Origin of the sequence: Mesorhizobium sp. UC74_2, assembly GCF_042701485.1 — a bacterium.
Taxonomy (GTDB): Bacteria; Pseudomonadota; Alphaproteobacteria; order Rhizobiales; family Rhizobiaceae; genus Mesorhizobium.
On record NZ_CP170562.1, the window covers coordinates 2,636,818 to 2,652,260 of the forward strand.

Consider the following 15,443-nt stretch of genomic DNA (forward strand, 5'->3'; position numbering starts at 1 on the left):
CTAGCGTTCACCCGCGATTTGACGAACATCCGCCAGGCGACCAGCCACGGCCGATGCCGCAACCATTGCCGGACTCATCAGATGCGTACGTCCCCCGGCGCCCTGACGATCTTCGAAATTTCGATTGGTGCTGGACGCACACCGCTCCGCACGGGCGAGGACGTCGTCGTTCATCGCCAGACACATCGAACAGCCCGATTGCCGCCATTCAAAACCAGCCGAGGTAAAAATGCGGTCGAGGCCCTCGGCTTCTGCCTGGCGCCTTACCGACATGGACCCCGGAACAACGATCGCCCTCACACCCGGCGCGATTTGCCGCCCTTCAAGAATTCGCGCCGCGTCGCGCAGATCCTCGATGCGCGCGTTGGTGCAGGAGCCGATGAATGCCGCCTGGATTTCGATCGAAGCCACGGGCTGACCGGGTCTGAGATCCATGTAAACCAAAGCACGCTCGATCGCCTGGCGGCGGACAGGGTCTGGTTGCAGACAGGGATCGGGTACGCACTCTGTGATCTTGACCGCTTGATCCGGGCTCGTCCCCCAGGTCACCATCGGTGCGATTTCGCCAGCGGCCAGAACGACTTCCCTGTCAAAGGCCGCATCCTGATCCGTCTGCAAGGATGCCCAGCTTTCAGCCGCCAGTCGCCAAAGCTCGCCTTTCGGCGCCCGGGGCGTTTGCGAGAGATAGTCCATGACCTTTTCGTCAGGCGCGATCAGTGCGCCGCGTGCACCGCACTCGACAGCCATGTTGCACAATGTCATGCGCGCCTCGATGCTGAGTGCACGGATGCCGGCTCCCTGAAATTCGATCGCATAGCCCGTCGCGCCCGAAGCGCCGATCTTCTCGATCAACGCCATGACGACATCCTTGGAACGCACGCCCGGCGGCAGATGCCCCTCCAGCGTGACACGCATCGATGCCAGCCGCTTGTAGATCAGCGTCTGCGTTGCCAGGTAGTGCTCGATATCGGATGTTCCTATTCCGAAGCCGAGGGCGCCAAACGCGCCGTAGGTGGTGGTGTGGCTGTCGCCTGCCGCAATCACCATGCCCGGCAACACCAGGCCGATCTCAGGCATCACCACATGCTCGATGCCTTGCATGGCATGCTTCATGTCGAAAATCTCGATGCCGAAATCACGGCAGTTCTCGGCGAAATATGCGGTCTGTTTCGCCGCATCTCCCGGCATGGTGATGCGGCCGACGACGGTCGGATTGACATGGTCCACAACGCCGAGAGCCGCGCCTGGCCGCCAGACGGAACGCTTGGCTAGGCGAAGGGCGGTGAATGCCTGCGGCGACGTGTATTCGTTCAGCACGGTGCGATCGACATAGAGAACGACCTGCCGACCCTGCTCGTCGAGCTCCCTCACCGTGTGACGATCAACGAGTTTGTCGTAAAGCGTTCGAGCCCTATGCACCCTCAACCTCCGGCCTGTTGCAGCAAAGGTTAGCGTCGGCGAACGCGGGTGGTCCCATGCAAAACTTGCATCGATTGATCGGCAAATCCTGCTGGCCGTCGAGCGTACCGAATTACTAGGGTGGCTTTGCCGGTCAGCCGATGTGCAGTCGGCCAACGAGCAGAAGAAAAACGTGTCATCGTTGTCGACAGTCTATCGGCGGCATCCAGCCGGATCAAAAAAGCCGAGACGCGAACAACGCTGGGGGAACTCTCGCCTATCAAGCAAGATCTTGTGAGGCGAAGCAGCGAACAAACGGGGAGGCAAGCATGCATATGGGCTTCTTTGATGGCCGTATCATCCAGGCCGATCAGAATGCGACCGGATACAGCCGGCGTTACGGGAAATGATGCGGGCACCTTTGACCTCATTCCAGTCATCGGCCGTGGAAGAAGCAACTTCCATACGTCGCCACCTGCACAGCAGACCCGAGTTGAAATTCGAGGAAAGGGAAACGTCCGACCTCGTCGCCAGTTTCCTCGTCAGGCATGGGTATGAAACGAGGCAGGGTATCGCGGGCACCGGCGTCATCGGCGTGCTTGATACCGGACGGCCAGGTCCTACCCTCTGTTTTCGTGCCGACATGGACGCCCTGCCAATCCAGGAAAAGACAGGTCTGAGCTACGCGTCAACCGTCCCGGGCAAGATGCATGCGTGTGGCCATGACGGACATACGGCTTCGCTGCTGCTGGCCGCTGCGAAGCTTGCCTCGGAAAGCGAACAACTGGGCGGGCGCATCAAGCTGCTGTTCCAGCCTGCAGAGGAAGGCGGCACAGGCGCTGCCCGCATGATCGAGGAAGGCGCACTCGCCGGGGTCGACGCCATTTACGGCTTTCACAACCGCCCGGGCTATCGGCAAGGCCGGGTTTTCGCCAAGGCGGGCCCGGCCATGGGCGGCACTTCGGTCTACGAGGTCACCATCATCGGCAATGGCGGCCACTCCTCCCGGCCCGACCTGGCGGTCGACCCGATATTCGTGGGCGCAAGCCTGATCCATTCCATGCAAAGCGTGGTTTCGAGACGTCTCTCTCCACTGGAATCGGGAGTGGTCAGCGTCACGCAGTTCCATGGGGGCAACGCCCACAACATCATCCCCGGCCGCGCTTCGATGACGATCAACACGCGCGATGCCAGTCCCGAAACCGGGGCAATGATAGATCGCGAACTCAACCGCCTGATCACGAGCGTCTGCCACGCCCACGGCGCCGAGTCAGAACTGACGCGCATCCTGCGTATTCCACCCGTCGTCAATGACGATGTCGAAACCGAGTTCACCGTGGCTGTCGCCGTCGATGTCGTCGGGCCCGACAATGCCGGATATGTCCATCAGCTTCCCACAATGGGGGCCGAAGACTTCGCCTTCTACCTGGAGAAGGTTCCCGGCTGCTTCTTCTTCGTCGGCAATGGCGAAGACAGCGCCTATCTCCACCACCCCCTCTACGATTTCAACGACGACATTCTACCGGTCGCCGCGGGCATGTTCGCAGGAATTGCCCATCGGCGCCTCGGCCTTGGTGCCCGTTCCCGGGATGGATGACTGCACATTCGTGCAGCGGTTCAGCAAAACTCCCTTCGCGAGCGCACCAGCCAATCCAATGGAGGATCTCTCACGTGTCGGTTCTTGAGCCACAGGACTATTTCCGGCTGCGTCTGCCGTCAGACCCGCAGATTTCGCCAGATGGGCGTTATGTCGCCTATGTGCGCGACTGGCCGGACGTCATCCGCGACGCCTGGTCGTCGGCTGTACAGGTCATCGACCGCAAGTCCGGCAATGTGCAGGATCTGGGCGATGGATTCCAGCCACGCTGGTCGCCCGAATCGGACCGTCTCGCATTTGTGAAAGCCGGCGACGACGCGAATGCAATCCGCCTCTGGTCCGTGGCAACGGGTGAAACCACGGCAATCGCCAGCCTGCCGTCAACACCCGAGGGCCTGCGCCCGTCTCCCGACGGTCGAACAATCGCTTTTGTCATGCGAGCGCAGTTGGTACGGCCTGACCAGGCGAACAGCCAAACGGCACCGGCCTGGCATGCGCTTCGTACGGAACATTGGGCGCGGCCGGGTCAATACACGGAAAAGCTACTGCGTCGGATAGAAGGCGTCGATGCCGAACTGCTGCCCGAAGGGCATCACCAGATCTTCCTGCTCGATGTCGCGACCGCCACGATCCGGCAGTTGACCTTCGATCCATTCGAACATGGCGGCCCGCTGGCGCTGGTTACAAAACTGAAGCTCGCCGGACACATCTCCGGTCTGCTGACAGCCGCACCCTTGTGATGTCGATGCTGCGCGACCCGACACCATCCGGACCCGTGGACCCGGCCCATGCCGTGGCGGCGGATATATACAGCTTTTCGATCGCAGATGGGGCCGTCACCCGCCTGACCCGTTTCGGCGGAACGATTGCTCACGCTTCCGTTTCACCCGACGGCGAGTGGATTGCGTTCGTGGGTTCCCGTGGCCCGCAGAAGAGCTTCCGTACGAATGTCGTCCACGTCATGAGCCGATCGGGCGACAATCTCCGCACCTTGAACCATCCCGACGGACTTGAAGTCCATCAGGAACTGCTGTGGCTGCCCGATAGTTCGGGACTGCTGGCCCTGGTGCCGCACGAAGGGACCGGATCCCTGCAAAAGGTCAACCTCGAAGGGCAATGGACCGTCCTGTCGCGCGAGGTGGGAGGCTCGGCGGCGTCCGGATATGTGCTGTGGAGCAAATTCGTTTCGGTCTCGCGCGGGGGCGAAATCGCGATATTGCGCGGCAGTTCGACACGGACCGACGAAGTCGCAGTTCTCTCCCCAGACGGCACCGGCTGCCAGGAGATGACACGTGAAGCCGACTGGATGTCGGACATAACCGTCGCACCGATCGAGTCGATGTGGCTCGCTACCAGGCAGCCCATGCAGGCCTGGCTTGTTCGGCCGGCCGACGCTCCTGCCGACAAGCCGCTGCCGCTGATCCTGTGGCTCCATGGCGGACCCTATCTGAGCTGGGGGCCACATTTCGCGACCATACCGCAGCTATGGGCCGCACGCGGCTACGCCGTGCTCATGATGAACCCTCGCGGTTCGCTCGGCTACGGTGAGACCTTCACCGATCATCTGGAGCACGACTTCCCCGGGGCCGATGATCTGATGATCGCCGATGCCGTCGACCTTGTGGTCAAGCGCGGCGGCATTGACCCCCGACGCGTCTATGTGGCTGGGGAATCCGCGGGTGGTGTGCTGACGGCCTGGCTCATCGGTCACACCCATCGCTTCGCTGCAGCCGCTGTCGTCTACGGAGTCGTCGAGTGGATCAGCCAGACGCTGCTGCAGGACCGGCCGGATTACTTCGCCTATCGCTGGCGCTCGGGGCCACCCTGGGATGCCGGCAAGCAGGAAGTGTACTGGCGCCATTCGCCGCTGGCCCTGGTCGGCAATGTCCGGACACCGACGATCGTCCTGTGCGGGGAGCGCGACTGGCGCACGCCCATCACGCAATCGGAGATGTATTTCACTGCTTTGAAGATGTGCGGTGTCGAGGCGGCTCTGGTCAGTTACCCCGACAACAATCACGGGCTCGAGCGCCATCCCAGCCAATATCTCGATTTCGCAGAGCGCATCGGAGACTGGTTCGAGCGCTACGAACAGGTGACCCTGGCCAAGTCGGCATGATCACCACCTCAATCGGGGAGCAGCAAGAGGAAGCTGCCCCCCTGATTGCCGCGTTTAACAATCAGGCCAGCCAGGTCCGCGGCTACGCTGCGGGGATCGGTTCAAACAAGGCCGTAGAAAAAGGGGAAAAAGCCATGTCACTCGATCATATGGATCCGCAGGAATTCCTGGAGCTGACCTATGCCCGTGCACGACAGACCGCACTGAGCCGCAGAGCGGTTCTCGGCGGCTTTGCCGCGCTGACCGCGGCAATGGTTCTGCCGGGCCGTGAAGCTTTCGCCGAGGGGCGTGGCGGAACGTTGCGCATCGGCCGCGACCAGGAGCCCGACAGCCTGGATCCGCAAAAGACGCTCGTCGCCGTCTCGGACCAGACCAACAACTGGATCTACGAGCCGCTGGCACGTCTCGACACCGATGGCAATGTCGTGCCCGGGCTGGCCGAACGGTGGGACGTAACGGATAACAACAAGACCATCGTGTTCCACCTGCGCGACGGCGTGACGTTTCACGACGGCAGCCCCGTCGATGCCGAAGCCTGCGTCTGGACCACGCAACGGATCATGGACCCGGCTACGGCATCGCCATCCGCCTATCTGCTCGGCCCGTTCGACAAGGCAGAGGTGATCGACCGGTTGACCGTTGCCTACCATTTCAAGGAACCTTTCGTGCCACTGTGGATCGGCCTCTCGAGCCCCGCGGCCGCGATCCTGCCACGCAAATCGATCGAAGCGCTTGGCGATCAGTTCGGCCGCAATCCCGTCGGCTGCGGGCCCTTCCGTTTCTCGGGCTGGGCGCCCGATACCGGCATCAAGCTGGTGCGGTTCGACGACTACAAATGCGGCCCGGTGGCGGCGCCGGATGAAGTGCAATTCCTGTACTTCCCAGAGGATTCGACCCGGATCGCGGCCCTTGAGACGGGTGAGATCGATGTGCTGGCCACCGGTCAGGCGGTGCCCGTCGATGCTGTCCGCCGGCTGCGCCAGAATGGCGAGATCCAGCTTCTGTCGCGGGCGAGGCAGGGATTGCGTGCGCTCGTCTTCAACATGAGCAAAGCGCCGTTCGACGACATTCGTGTACGCCAGGCCGTCTGCCACGCAATCGATCGCGAAAAGGTGCTGGCCTTCGCTCTCGACGGCAACGGCCAGATCGCGCATGGCCCGCTGCCCACGACCATTCCGGGTTACTCAAAGGCGGTCGAGACACTCGACTGTGCCTACGATCCGGCCAAGGCCAAGGCGCTGCTGGTCGAAGCCGGCCAGCAGGCAGGGCTGAAGCTGCGCATGATCACCTCCGACATGCCGCCGGTCCGCCGGACGGCCGAGATCGTGCAGACCGAACTGCGCGACATCGGCATCGAGCTCGAGATTCAATCACTTCCGGTCGCCGAATGGGCCTCGCTGTCGAGCAAGGGCGAGCACCACATCTTCTTCATGGCATACGAATACAATGACGCCGATATCCTCTATGCCGCACTGCACAGCCAAGGGTCCTACAACCGCAGCTTCCACAAGGACCCGGCGCTGGATAAACTGCTCGAGGCGCAACGGGTGGCGTTCGATCCAGCCGGGCGCCAGGCTCTCCTCGACGAGGCGCAGGCGCTGATCATGCGCCAGGCCTATTGGGCACCGCTGTTCGAACCATTGAATTTTGCCGCCCTGTCGTCCGCGGTTCGGGACGCAGCCTTGCGCAGCGACGGCGACATCTCGATCAGCACCGCCTGGATCGAGAGCTGAGGAACGGCCGGTGCTGCCTCTCATCATCAAGCGGATCGGCTACGCCTTGATCATCATTGCCGGCATCGCGTTTGTGGTGTCGGCGATGACCAAGCTGGTGCCGGGCGACCCGGTCGACGTCATGGCGGCAGGCAACCCCGGCATGACCGAGGCCGACAAGGCACGGCTGCGCAGCCAACTCGGGCTCGACCGGTCGATGATGGATCAATACGTCTCCTATCTTGGCAATGCATTGCAGGGTGATCTCGGCACCTCGCTGCGCCAGCGTGTTCCGACCGCACAACTGATCCTGGAGCGCCTGCCGGCCACAGCGGAGCTGACACTGTGGTCGATGGCACTGGCGCTGCTGGTCGCGGTTCCGATCGGCGTCGTGACTGCGCTTCGCCGGGACACCCCGGTCGATACGGCTGGCACCGTCATCGCGGTCCTCGGCGTCTCCACCCCTTCCTTTCTGCTCGGTGTCCTGCTGATCCTCCTGTTTTCCGTGCAGCTCGGCTGGCTGCCGGCCTCGGGCTACAAGGGATCGGTGATCGCCGCGCTACCAAAGGCGATCGTTGAGGGTCGCTTCGACCTCCTGTGGCAGAAGGCACGTTATTTCCTCCTGCCCTCGGTCTCGTTGGCGTTCGGCCTGATGGCAGTGAATGCCCGGCTGATCCGCTCGGCGATGATCGAGACGATCCGCCAGGACTATGTCCAGTTCGCCCGCGCCAAGGGTGTGCCACCGCGCACAGTGGTGCTGCGGCATGCGTTGCGCAATGCCATCATCCCGGTCATCACCATGATCGGCCTGCAGTTGGGCAACCTGCTGTCCGGTGCCATCGTGGCCGAAACGGTATTCGCCTGGCCGGGTATCGGCCGGCTGTCGGTGCAGGCCATCACCACCCGCGACTATCCCCTGGTGCAGGCTACGGTGCTGATCACGGCGGTGCTGTTCGTGGCCATGAACCTGATCGTCGACCTTCTCTACCATGTCATAGACCCACGGATGCGCCATGGCTGACAGCACACTGCCTCAAGTCGTGGGGTCTCAAGCCATTGGAATCGGGTCGTCGGCCGAGCCCGCACCCGATGTCTCCCGGGGACGGTTCTTCAAGGCGCTCCGCCGCAGCCCGAAAGGGCTTGCCGGGCTGCTGCTGGTCGGCCTGATCCTGGCCTGCGCCACCGCTGCCCCTGTCCTCGCGCCGCATGACCCTGCCCAGCAGGTTCTGGGATGGCGTTTCCTGCCGCCGGCCTGGGCGACGGGCGGCAGTTGGGAGCATATTCTGGGAGGCGACAATCTGGGTCGGGACATATTCAGCCGGATCCTCGTCGGCGCCCGCACCTCGATGGCTGTCGCGGTCGTCGTCGTCACGCTGGCCGCCACGATCGGTTCCCTCCTCGGTGCCGTGGCCGGTTATGCCGGCGGCATCGTCGACAACATCATCATGCGACTGGCCGACTTCCTGCTCGCCTTTCCCTTCCTGCTTCTCGCCCTGATGATCATGGCGATCCTGGGCCCCGGCTTCTGGACCATGGTGCTGGCGCTGTCGATCGCCCTGTGGGTCAACTACGCTCGCGTGGTGCGGGGCGAGGCGTTGCGCATCGAGCAGATGGAGTTCGTGGAAGCGGCGCGGTCGATCGGTGTGCCGGGCTGGCGCATCGTGCTGGGCCACGTCGTGCCGAACGTGATCCCGTCGGTTCTGGTCCTGGCCACGCTTGAGGTTGCGCTGGTGATCATCGCCGAGGCAGCCCTCAGTTTCCTTGGCCTCGGCGTACAACCGCCAACCCCTTCCTGGGGGAAGATGATCAGCGAAGGCCGCGACTTCCTCTACGACGCGCCTTGGATGGTGATGGGCCCTGGTCTGGTGATCCTGATGACTTCTGTGGGCATCAACCTGTTCGGCGACTTCCTGCGCGACTTTATCGACCCGAGGACAGAGCGATGAGCGCGCCCCTGCTGCAAATCCAGAACCTACGCGTCGAATACGCCTCGCCGCGAGGACCGGTCCAGGCGGTCGCCGGCGTATCGCTGGCGCTCGACCGCAACCGCATCCTGGGTCTGGTCGGCGAAAGCGGCTGTGGCAAGTCGACTGTCGGCCAGGCGCTGATGGGATTGATCCAGTCACCGGGCCGTATCGCCGGCGGCGACATCCGCTTCGAGGACAAAAGCCTGATCGGCCTGCCCGAGCGCGACATGCGAAACCTGCGCGGCAACCGGATGTCGATGATCTTCCAGGATCCCACCTCGACGCTCAATCCAGTTCTTACCGTCGGCGACCAGATCGCCGAGTTGTTCCGGTGGCATCGGCCGCAGATGCGGCGGCGCGAGGTACAGGCCCGCGTCACGGCGCTTCTCGAACGTGTCGGCATCGTCGACGCGGACAGACGGCGCCGGGCTTATCCGCACGAATTGTCAGGAGGCATGCGCCAGCGTGTGGTCATTGCCTGTGCTCTCGCGCTGGAACCGGCCCTCATTGTCGCCGACGAACCGACAACGGCACTGGACGTCACTGTCCAGGCGCAGATCCTGGACCTCCTCCGCGATCTGCAGTCCGAGCACGGCACCGCCGTGATCCTCGTCAGCCATGACCTCGGCGTCATCGCCGAGACCTGTGACGACGTCGCCGTGATGTATGCGGGGCGAGTGGTCGAGAGCGGTCCGGCCGGCGAGGTACTGGCCCGGCCACGACATCCCTACACCGCCGGGCTGATCGCTTCGCGCCCTGCTTTTGGTGCGCCAGACCAGGTGGTCAGGCCAATCCCGGGCACGGTGCCCGACCTGGCGCGTCCGCCGGCTGGCTGCCCGTTCCATCCGCGTTGCCACAAAGCTGTCGCCACCTGCCGCGACGCCATTCCCACCTTGTCCCCAATCCGGGAGGAGCCGCGCCATGCTGTCGCCTGTCCCCTCGCCGCCTGACCAGGCCCGAACCGCGGCAGCCGCCGCTCTTCTCTCCATCGAGGGACTTGAGAAGCATTATGCCCTGCCCGGCCGCTGGTTCGGTCATGCGGGCGTGATGCGTGCCGTCGATAATGTCAGCTTCGCCATCGGGCCTCAGGAGACCTTTGGCCTCGTCGGCGAAAGCGGCAGCGGCAAATCCACGATCGGCCGCATGATCGCCAGGTTGATCCGGCCGACGGCCGGCAGCATCCAGTTCGACGGCAAGGACTGGCTTGCCCTGTCCGGCAACGAATTCCGGCGTGCCCGGAAGCGGGTGCAGATGGTGTTCCAGAGCCCCTATGCATCACTGGATCCGCGCTGGCGCATCGCCGACATCGTCGCCGAACCCCTGCGCACGCATCTCGACCTGCCAGCGGCCGAACTGCGCGACCGGGTGGCGGGTCTGTTGCAGGCGGTCGGGCTGGACCCGGCTGTAGCCGACCGCCATCCCCACCAGTTCTCTGGTGGTCAGCGCCAACGCATCGGCATCGCCCGCGCCATCGCGCTGGAACCCGATCTGCTGGTAGCGGATGAGCCAGTGTCCGCTCTCGATGTCTCGGTGCAAGCTCAGATTCTGACGCTGCTGCAGGACATCAAGGCGCGCCGCCGGCTGTCGATGCTGTTCATCTCGCATGACCTTTCGGTCGTCGCTTACCTGTGCGACCGCGTCGGCGTTCTCTACCACGGCCGACTGGTGGAGATTGCAGCGACCCGCGAGCTGTTCAATGCGCCGGGCCATCCCTACACCCGCACACTGGTGGCCGCGATCCCCGGATCGGGCAAGCGTCACGAAGCATCCATACCGGCCGGAGGTTCCACTTCGGAGGGCGGCTGCGCCTATGCCGGCCGGTGTCCGCATGCCCGGGACCCATGCCGGACAGTCATGCCGGCATTACGGCCATCCGCATCCAACACACTGATTGCCTGCCATCGCGCGGGAGAAATCTGAAGAAGTAGCGCGTCGCGCATCTTTTTCAGGAAGGGGGCCAGCGCTGGGAACGCTGTCCCCGGCAAAAAACGCGCCCATTTTTCTGAACTTTTCATTGGAGGAGACAATGAACATCAAGAGCCTTTTGCTCGGCTCAGCTGCGGCTCTGCTCGCAGTTTCCGCTACGCGCGCCGCCGACGCTGTCGTCGTCGCCGAGCCGGAACCCGCTGAATACGTCAAGATCTGCGACGTCTACGGCGCCGGCTACTTCTACATCCCAGGCACCGAGACCTGCCTGCGGGTCGGCGGCTACATCCGCTATGATATCGGCATGGGAGACGTCGGCGCCTACAACGGCGCCCGTGCCAATGACCGGCTCGACAACAAGGAGCAAGGCACCTGGTGGAAACTCGCCCGCTTCGCCATCAGGACCTGGACCGGCCAGGAGACTGAACTTGGAACCCTGAAAACCTACACCTCGACCCGCTTCGACTTCGGCAACCCTCAGGACTACGGTTCGAACTCGACAAGCAATGGCTATGCACTGACCTTCGCCTGGGTTCAGCTCGGTGGCCTGCGTATCGGCAAGGGTGAAACGGCTTTCGCCAGCTTCATCGACTATGCCGGCAACGTCATCAATGACACGCTGGTTCCTTACAGCGCCCTCGATACCAACCTGATCAGCTACACCTTCGATGCCGGCAATGGCTTCTCGGCGATCGTCTCGCTGGAGCAGGGTGCGGGCAAGTTTTCGAAATGGAAACGCGCCGGCGACACCTGGACCAGTGCCGACAACACCATCGACAGCTATGTGCCCCATGTCGTCGGCGGCCTGAAATACGCCCAAGGCTGGGGTGGTATCACCGGCGTCGTTGCCTATAACAGCAATTTCGAGGAGTGGGCCGGCAAGGTTCGCCTCGACCTCAAAGCGACCGACCAGATCGACCTGTTCATCATGGCCGGTTACGGCACAAATGATCATATCGACCGCAACTTCTACAAATTGTGGGGCGGCAACTGGGCATTCTGGGGTGGCGGCACCTACAAGTTCAACGAGAAGACCTCGTTCAACGCCCAGCTCTCCTACGATGACGCCGAGAACCTCGGCGTCGCCGTCAACGTTGCTCACCAGCTGGTTCAGGGTTTCACCGTTACTGCCGAAGTCGACTATATCAACGAAGGCAATTTCGGCACGGCCGACTACACCGGCAGCTGGACCAACGCGAACAAGAAGAACAACCTTGGCGGTCTGCTCCGCTTCCAGCGCGACTTCTAGTGCCGTCACCACTTCCAGAACCCGTCAGCAACGGCGGGTTCTGCTTTCCGGCAGAGTGAACCCCGCCGCGGCCAGACAGGTGTCTGCAACGGTGTCCCTGTACCAGCCGAAGAACTCCCTCTACACTGACGAAAAGGCAGACAGGCTCGAAGCGGGGGCTCGATGAGCAAGGGGGACGGCGCGCGTCAATTCCTGGCTGAACAGCCAATCCCGCCGCTCGAGAAGCGGAAAACCGCTGAGGACCAGCCGCACTATCTCGGTCACCGCGAAAGGCTGCGCGAGCGATTTGCCAGTGCCGGGCACAGCGCCCTGCCCGATTACGAACTGCTCGAGCTTCTGCTCTTCCGCCTCGTCCCACGTGCAGACACCAAGCCCATCGCGAAGGCGTTGCTTGCCCGCTTCGGTACGCTTGCCGAAGTCCTGGGAGCACCGACGGGACTGCTTCAAGAGGTGAAGGGTGTCGGCCCCGCCGTTGCGCTCGACCTCAAGGTGGTCGCCGCGGTTACGCATCGCTCGCTCCGCAGCGAGGTGACCGGTCGTGAATCCTTGTCTTCCTGGCAACAGCTGCTGGACTATTGCCGCGCCGCCATGGCGTTCGAAAGCCGCGAACAGTTTCGCATCCTCTTCCTGGACAAGAAGAACATGCTGATCGCCGACGAGGTGCAGCAAACCGGAACGGTTGACCACACGCCGGTCTACCCGCGCGAAGTCATGAAACGAGCGCTGGAACTCTCGGCGACGGCAATCATCCTCGTCCACAACCACCCATCGGGTGACCCGACTCCATCACGCGCGGATATCGACATGACCAAGGAGATCATCGAGGCGGGCAAGAGGCTGGGGATTACGGTGCACGACCACATCGTCATCGGCAAGAAAGGCCATGCTTCGATGAAGGGACTGCTGCTGATCTAGCAGGAGCGTTTTCGTTTTGAAGGAACGCTCCAACTCTTTGTTTTTACGCAATTGGGGGCAGAAAACCGTCCCACGCTTTACCTGGAATTGCTCAAGCGAGACCAGAAACTATCCGGGCGTCAAGGCGTCGCGATCTTGCATTCGGCGGCCAGCCTGTCGATGGCCGCGGCGGCACCAGCCAGAAAGAAATCGGCGTTGGCACGACCGGTAATGACGCCGAAACGCCACGAAAGCCTGAGGTGCTTGGCCGACGCCAGACGACTGACGGCATCGGTCCCAGGTCGTATCAATGTTCGCGAACCATTGGACACCGACCAGTCTTCCCTGACGTTTTCGCCACGGTCGACTGACACGGCAACGGTGATCGTGTCCGCGACAGCGACACCATCGTTCAGCTGCAGCCACTCGCTCCACTGCGGCTCCCCGTCCGGGCGGCAAGCTATGGTCAGGACCGGGCGATAGCCGAGCGCGCCACTGCCTATGGCTATGATGCTGTCGGCAGAGAGCGAGGCGGTGATCGAACCGTCAGAAGCGGAGCCGAACCGCCAGCGATCGGCAGCATCGTCCGCCCGCGCGGCACCACAGCCGAACGCCAGCAACACCATGCCAAGCAGCGGACGAAGTCCGACAACCGACCCTACCAATTTTGCCCTCCGCGAAAACAGGCACGACTCTGCTGCAGGCTACGCTACGGCAGCTTACCAAGTGATTAGTGGTGATTTAGTGGCATCTTGAGCAATCGCCAGTAGTCTGCATGTACAGACCGGTGGAGCAAACAAGAGTGCAACGCGGCCGGCCGACAGACCATTTTGGAGCACAAGCGGCGCAGGTCCATGCAAAGAAAAAGGCCGCCTTGCGGCGGCCCTCGTTCCTTTCCATTGACGCTTATTCAGCGTCCTTGGCGGCTTTCTTCTTCGGCGCAGCCTTCTTCTTCGGCTCCTCGGCACCAGCCTCTTCAGCCTTTTCCGCCTTCTTGGCGGCGGCCTTCTTGGCTGGCTTGGCCTTGGTCTCGGCTTCCTCGTCCTCGGCCATCAGCTCTTCCTTGCTCACCTTCTTGTCGGTGACGGAGATCTGGCCGAGCAGATGGTCGACGACCTTTTCCTCGAACATCGGCGCGCGCAGCGTGTTCAGCGCATCCGGGTTGGAGCGGTAGAACTCATAGACTTCCTGCTGCTGGTTGCCCGGGAAACGACGGATCTGCTCGAACAGGCCACGCTGCAGCTCTTCGTCGGAAACCGTGACACCAGCCTTCTCGCCGATCTCGGCAAGCACCAGGCCGAGGCGCACACGACGCTCGGCAAGCCGGGTATATTCGGCGCGAGCTTCTTCCTCGGTCGTCTCTTCGTCGGCGAAGGTGCGGCCGGCGGCTTCGAGATCACGATTGACCTGGTTCCAGATGTTGGTGAACTCGGCCTCGACCAGCTTGGACGGTGCCTCGAAAGAATAGGACGTGTCGAGCTGGTCGAGGAGCTGGCGCTTGACCTTCTGGCGTGTCATCGAACCGAACTGGCTTTCGATCTGGCCCTTCACGACCTCGCGCAGGCGCTCAAGCGATTCCAGGCCGAGGTTCTTGGCGGTCTCGTCGTCGACCTCCAGCTTGCCCGGCGCTGCAACTTCCTTGACGGTGACGTCGAAGGTCGCTTCCTTGCCGGCCAGATGTGCTGCCTGGTAGTTTTCCGGGAAGGTCACGGTGACGAGCTTTTCATCGCCGGCCTTGGTGCCGACCAGCTGATCTTCGAAGCCCGGAATGAATTCCTTCGAACCCAGCACCAGCGGCTGATCGGTGCCGGCGCCGCCCGCGAAAGCCTCGCCGTCGATCTTGCCGAGATAGTCGATGGTGACGCGGTCGCCTTCGGCGGCCTTGCCCGACTTGGTCTCGTAGGAACGAGACGATTCGGCCACGCGCTGGACCTGCTCGTCGATTTCCGATTCCGGCACGTCATAGACCGGGCGGGTCACCTTGATGTCGGAAAAATCCTTGATCTCGATCGCAGGGATGACTTCGTAGTTCAGCTTGAATTCGAAATCGCTGCCGCCGGCCAGGATCTTTTCGGCTTCCTTCTCATCCTCGGTCATGATGACCTCGGGCTGCATGGCGGCCTTTTCGCCGCGGCCGGTGATGATGGTGCGCGACTCGTTCAGGATCTCGTTGACCACCTCGGCCATGAAGGACTTGCCGTAAACCTTGCGCAGGTGCTGGACCGGCACCTTGCCCGGGCGGAAGCCGTTGATGCGGACCTTGTCCTTGGCATCCGACAGCCGGGCCAGCAGCTTGGCCTCCATGTCGCCGGCGGGCACGACGACCTTGATCTCGCGCTTGAGGCCGGAATTGAGCGTTTCGGTGACCTGCATCATCAAACCTTTTATCTTAACCAATGAGACTGGCTAACGGACCTGCCGTTCGCAGCCTGCCGGAGTAATCTTGCCGGGAGTGGCTTTTTGGTACGGAAGCTGGAGCCTTGACCGCTTCGGCGGCTCAATTCCCCCAACGACGCCCCAAAATGTGATTAAGTCTTTGTTTTTCCGACTTCATATCACATTTAGCAGAAGCGGATCGTCG

At 62.5% G+C, this 15,443-nt stretch carries 13 protein-coding genes; 10 read left to right on the top strand and 3 right to left on the bottom strand.

What is annotated here, in order from left to right; translation table 11 throughout:
• Positions 1 to 1,419, bottom strand: coding sequence for a 3-isopropylmalate dehydratase large subunit (leuC, locus tag ACFJIU_RS12740; protein WP_379073074.1), 1,419 nt, complete (start codon positions 1,417 to 1,419; stop codon positions 1 to 3).
• Positions 1,420 to 1,891: 472 nt separating this feature from the next.
• Between leuC and ACFJIU_RS12745 the strand changes: the two genes are divergently transcribed.
• The 10 genes from ACFJIU_RS12745 (at position 1,892) to radC (ending at position 12,883) form a co-directional block, all read left to right on the top strand.
• The gene (locus ACFJIU_RS12745; RefSeq protein ID WP_379071933.1) at positions 1,892 to 2,995 is read left to right on the top strand and encodes a M20 family metallopeptidase; all 1,104 of its coding nucleotides are present in this window, start codon (positions 1,892 to 1,894) and stop codon (positions 2,993 to 2,995) included.
• Between the two features lie 74 nt (positions 2,996 to 3,069).
• Positions 3,070 to 3,735 carry a TolB family protein gene (locus ACFJIU_RS12750; RefSeq protein ID WP_379071935.1) on the top strand — a complete coding sequence of 222 codons (666 nt, stop codon included), beginning with the start codon at positions 3,070 to 3,072 and terminating at the stop codon, positions 3,733 to 3,735.
• Positions 3,735 to 5,114, top strand: coding sequence for a S9 family peptidase (locus tag ACFJIU_RS12755; protein ID WP_379071938.1), 1,380 nt, complete (start codon positions 3,735 to 3,737; stop codon positions 5,112 to 5,114). The genes ACFJIU_RS12750 and ACFJIU_RS12755 overlap by 1 nt, the downstream gene beginning before the upstream one ends.
• Positions 5,115 to 5,248: 134 nt before the next feature.
• On the top strand, positions 5,249 to 6,847 hold the full coding sequence (locus tag ACFJIU_RS12760; protein ID WP_379071941.1) for an ABC transporter substrate-binding protein: 1,599 nt from the start codon (positions 5,249 to 5,251) through the stop codon (positions 6,845 to 6,847).
• A 10-nt stretch (positions 6,848 to 6,857) separates the two neighbouring features.
• Positions 6,858 to 7,847, top strand: coding sequence for an ABC transporter permease (locus ACFJIU_RS12765; protein WP_379071944.1), 990 nt, complete (start codon positions 6,858 to 6,860; stop codon positions 7,845 to 7,847).
• On the top strand, positions 7,840 to 8,772 hold the full coding sequence (locus tag ACFJIU_RS12770) for an ABC transporter permease (protein ID WP_379071947.1): 933 nt from the start codon (positions 7,840 to 7,842) through the stop codon (positions 8,770 to 8,772). The genes ACFJIU_RS12765 and ACFJIU_RS12770 overlap by 8 nt, the downstream gene beginning before the upstream one ends.
• Entirely contained in the window at positions 8,769 to 9,743 is a 975-nt protein-coding gene (locus ACFJIU_RS12775) for an ABC transporter ATP-binding protein (RefSeq protein ID WP_379071949.1), read from the top strand. Before ACFJIU_RS12770 ends, ACFJIU_RS12775 begins: the two co-directional genes overlap by 4 nt.
• On the top strand, positions 9,715 to 10,713 hold the full coding sequence (locus ACFJIU_RS12780; RefSeq protein WP_379071952.1) for an ABC transporter ATP-binding protein: 999 nt from the start codon (positions 9,715 to 9,717) through the stop codon (positions 10,711 to 10,713). Before ACFJIU_RS12775 ends, ACFJIU_RS12780 begins: the two co-directional genes overlap by 29 nt.
• Before the next feature lie 106 nt (positions 10,714 to 10,819).
• Positions 10,820 to 11,968 carry a porin gene (locus ACFJIU_RS12785; RefSeq protein WP_379071955.1) on the top strand — a complete coding sequence of 383 codons (1,149 nt, stop codon included), beginning with the start codon at positions 10,820 to 10,822 and terminating at the stop codon, positions 11,966 to 11,968.
• Positions 11,969 to 12,130: 162 nt separating this feature from the next.
• Positions 12,131 to 12,883 (top strand): DNA repair protein RadC, encoded by a 753-nt coding sequence (gene radC / locus ACFJIU_RS12790; protein WP_379071958.1) that lies wholly within the window; start codon positions 12,131 to 12,133, stop codon positions 12,881 to 12,883.
• A gap of 119 nt (positions 12,884 to 13,002) precedes the next feature.
• Here radC and ACFJIU_RS12795 read toward each other — a convergent pair whose 3' ends face one another.
• Positions 13,003 to 13,527, bottom strand: a complete 525-nt coding sequence (locus ACFJIU_RS12795) for a hypothetical protein (RefSeq protein WP_379071961.1) — start codon at positions 13,525 to 13,527, stop codon at positions 13,003 to 13,005.
• A 241-nt stretch (positions 13,528 to 13,768) separates the two neighbouring features.
• Complete coding sequence (tig, locus tag ACFJIU_RS12800; protein ID WP_379073076.1) at positions 13,769 to 15,235, bottom strand: trigger factor; 1,467 nt, start codon at positions 15,233 to 15,235, stop codon at positions 13,769 to 13,771.
• Positions 15,236 to 15,443 lie beyond the last annotated feature (208 nt).

What these genes read in the sequence shown, in the direction of transcription:
- ACFJIU_RS12770 (WP_379071947.1), top strand. Translation starts at nt 7,840, where the DNA reads ATGGCTGACAGCACACTGCCTCAAGTCGTGGGGTCTCAAGCCATTGGA.
- ACFJIU_RS12780 (WP_379071952.1), top strand. Translation starts at nt 9,715, where the DNA reads ATGCTGTCGCCTGTCCCCTCGCCGCCTGACCAGGCCCGAACCGCGGCA.
- ACFJIU_RS12775 (WP_379071949.1), top strand. Translation starts at nt 8,769, where the DNA reads ATGAGCGCGCCCCTGCTGCAAATCCAGAACCTACGCGTCGAATACGCC.
- ACFJIU_RS12785 (WP_379071955.1), top strand. Translation starts at nt 10,820, where the DNA reads ATGAACATCAAGAGCCTTTTGCTCGGCTCAGCTGCGGCTCTGCTCGCA.
- ACFJIU_RS12760 (WP_379071941.1), top strand. Translation starts at nt 5,249, where the DNA reads ATGTCACTCGATCATATGGATCCGCAGGAATTCCTGGAGCTGACCTAT.
- ACFJIU_RS12755 (WP_379071938.1), top strand. Translation starts at nt 3,735, where the DNA reads ATGTCGATGCTGCGCGACCCGACACCATCCGGACCCGTGGACCCGGCC.
- tig (WP_379073076.1), bottom strand. Translation starts at nt 15,235, where the DNA reads ATGCAGGTCACCGAAACGCTCAATTCCGGCCTCAAGCGCGAGATCAAG.
- radC (WP_379071958.1), top strand. Translation starts at nt 12,131, where the DNA reads ATGAGCAAGGGGGACGGCGCGCGTCAATTCCTGGCTGAACAGCCAATC.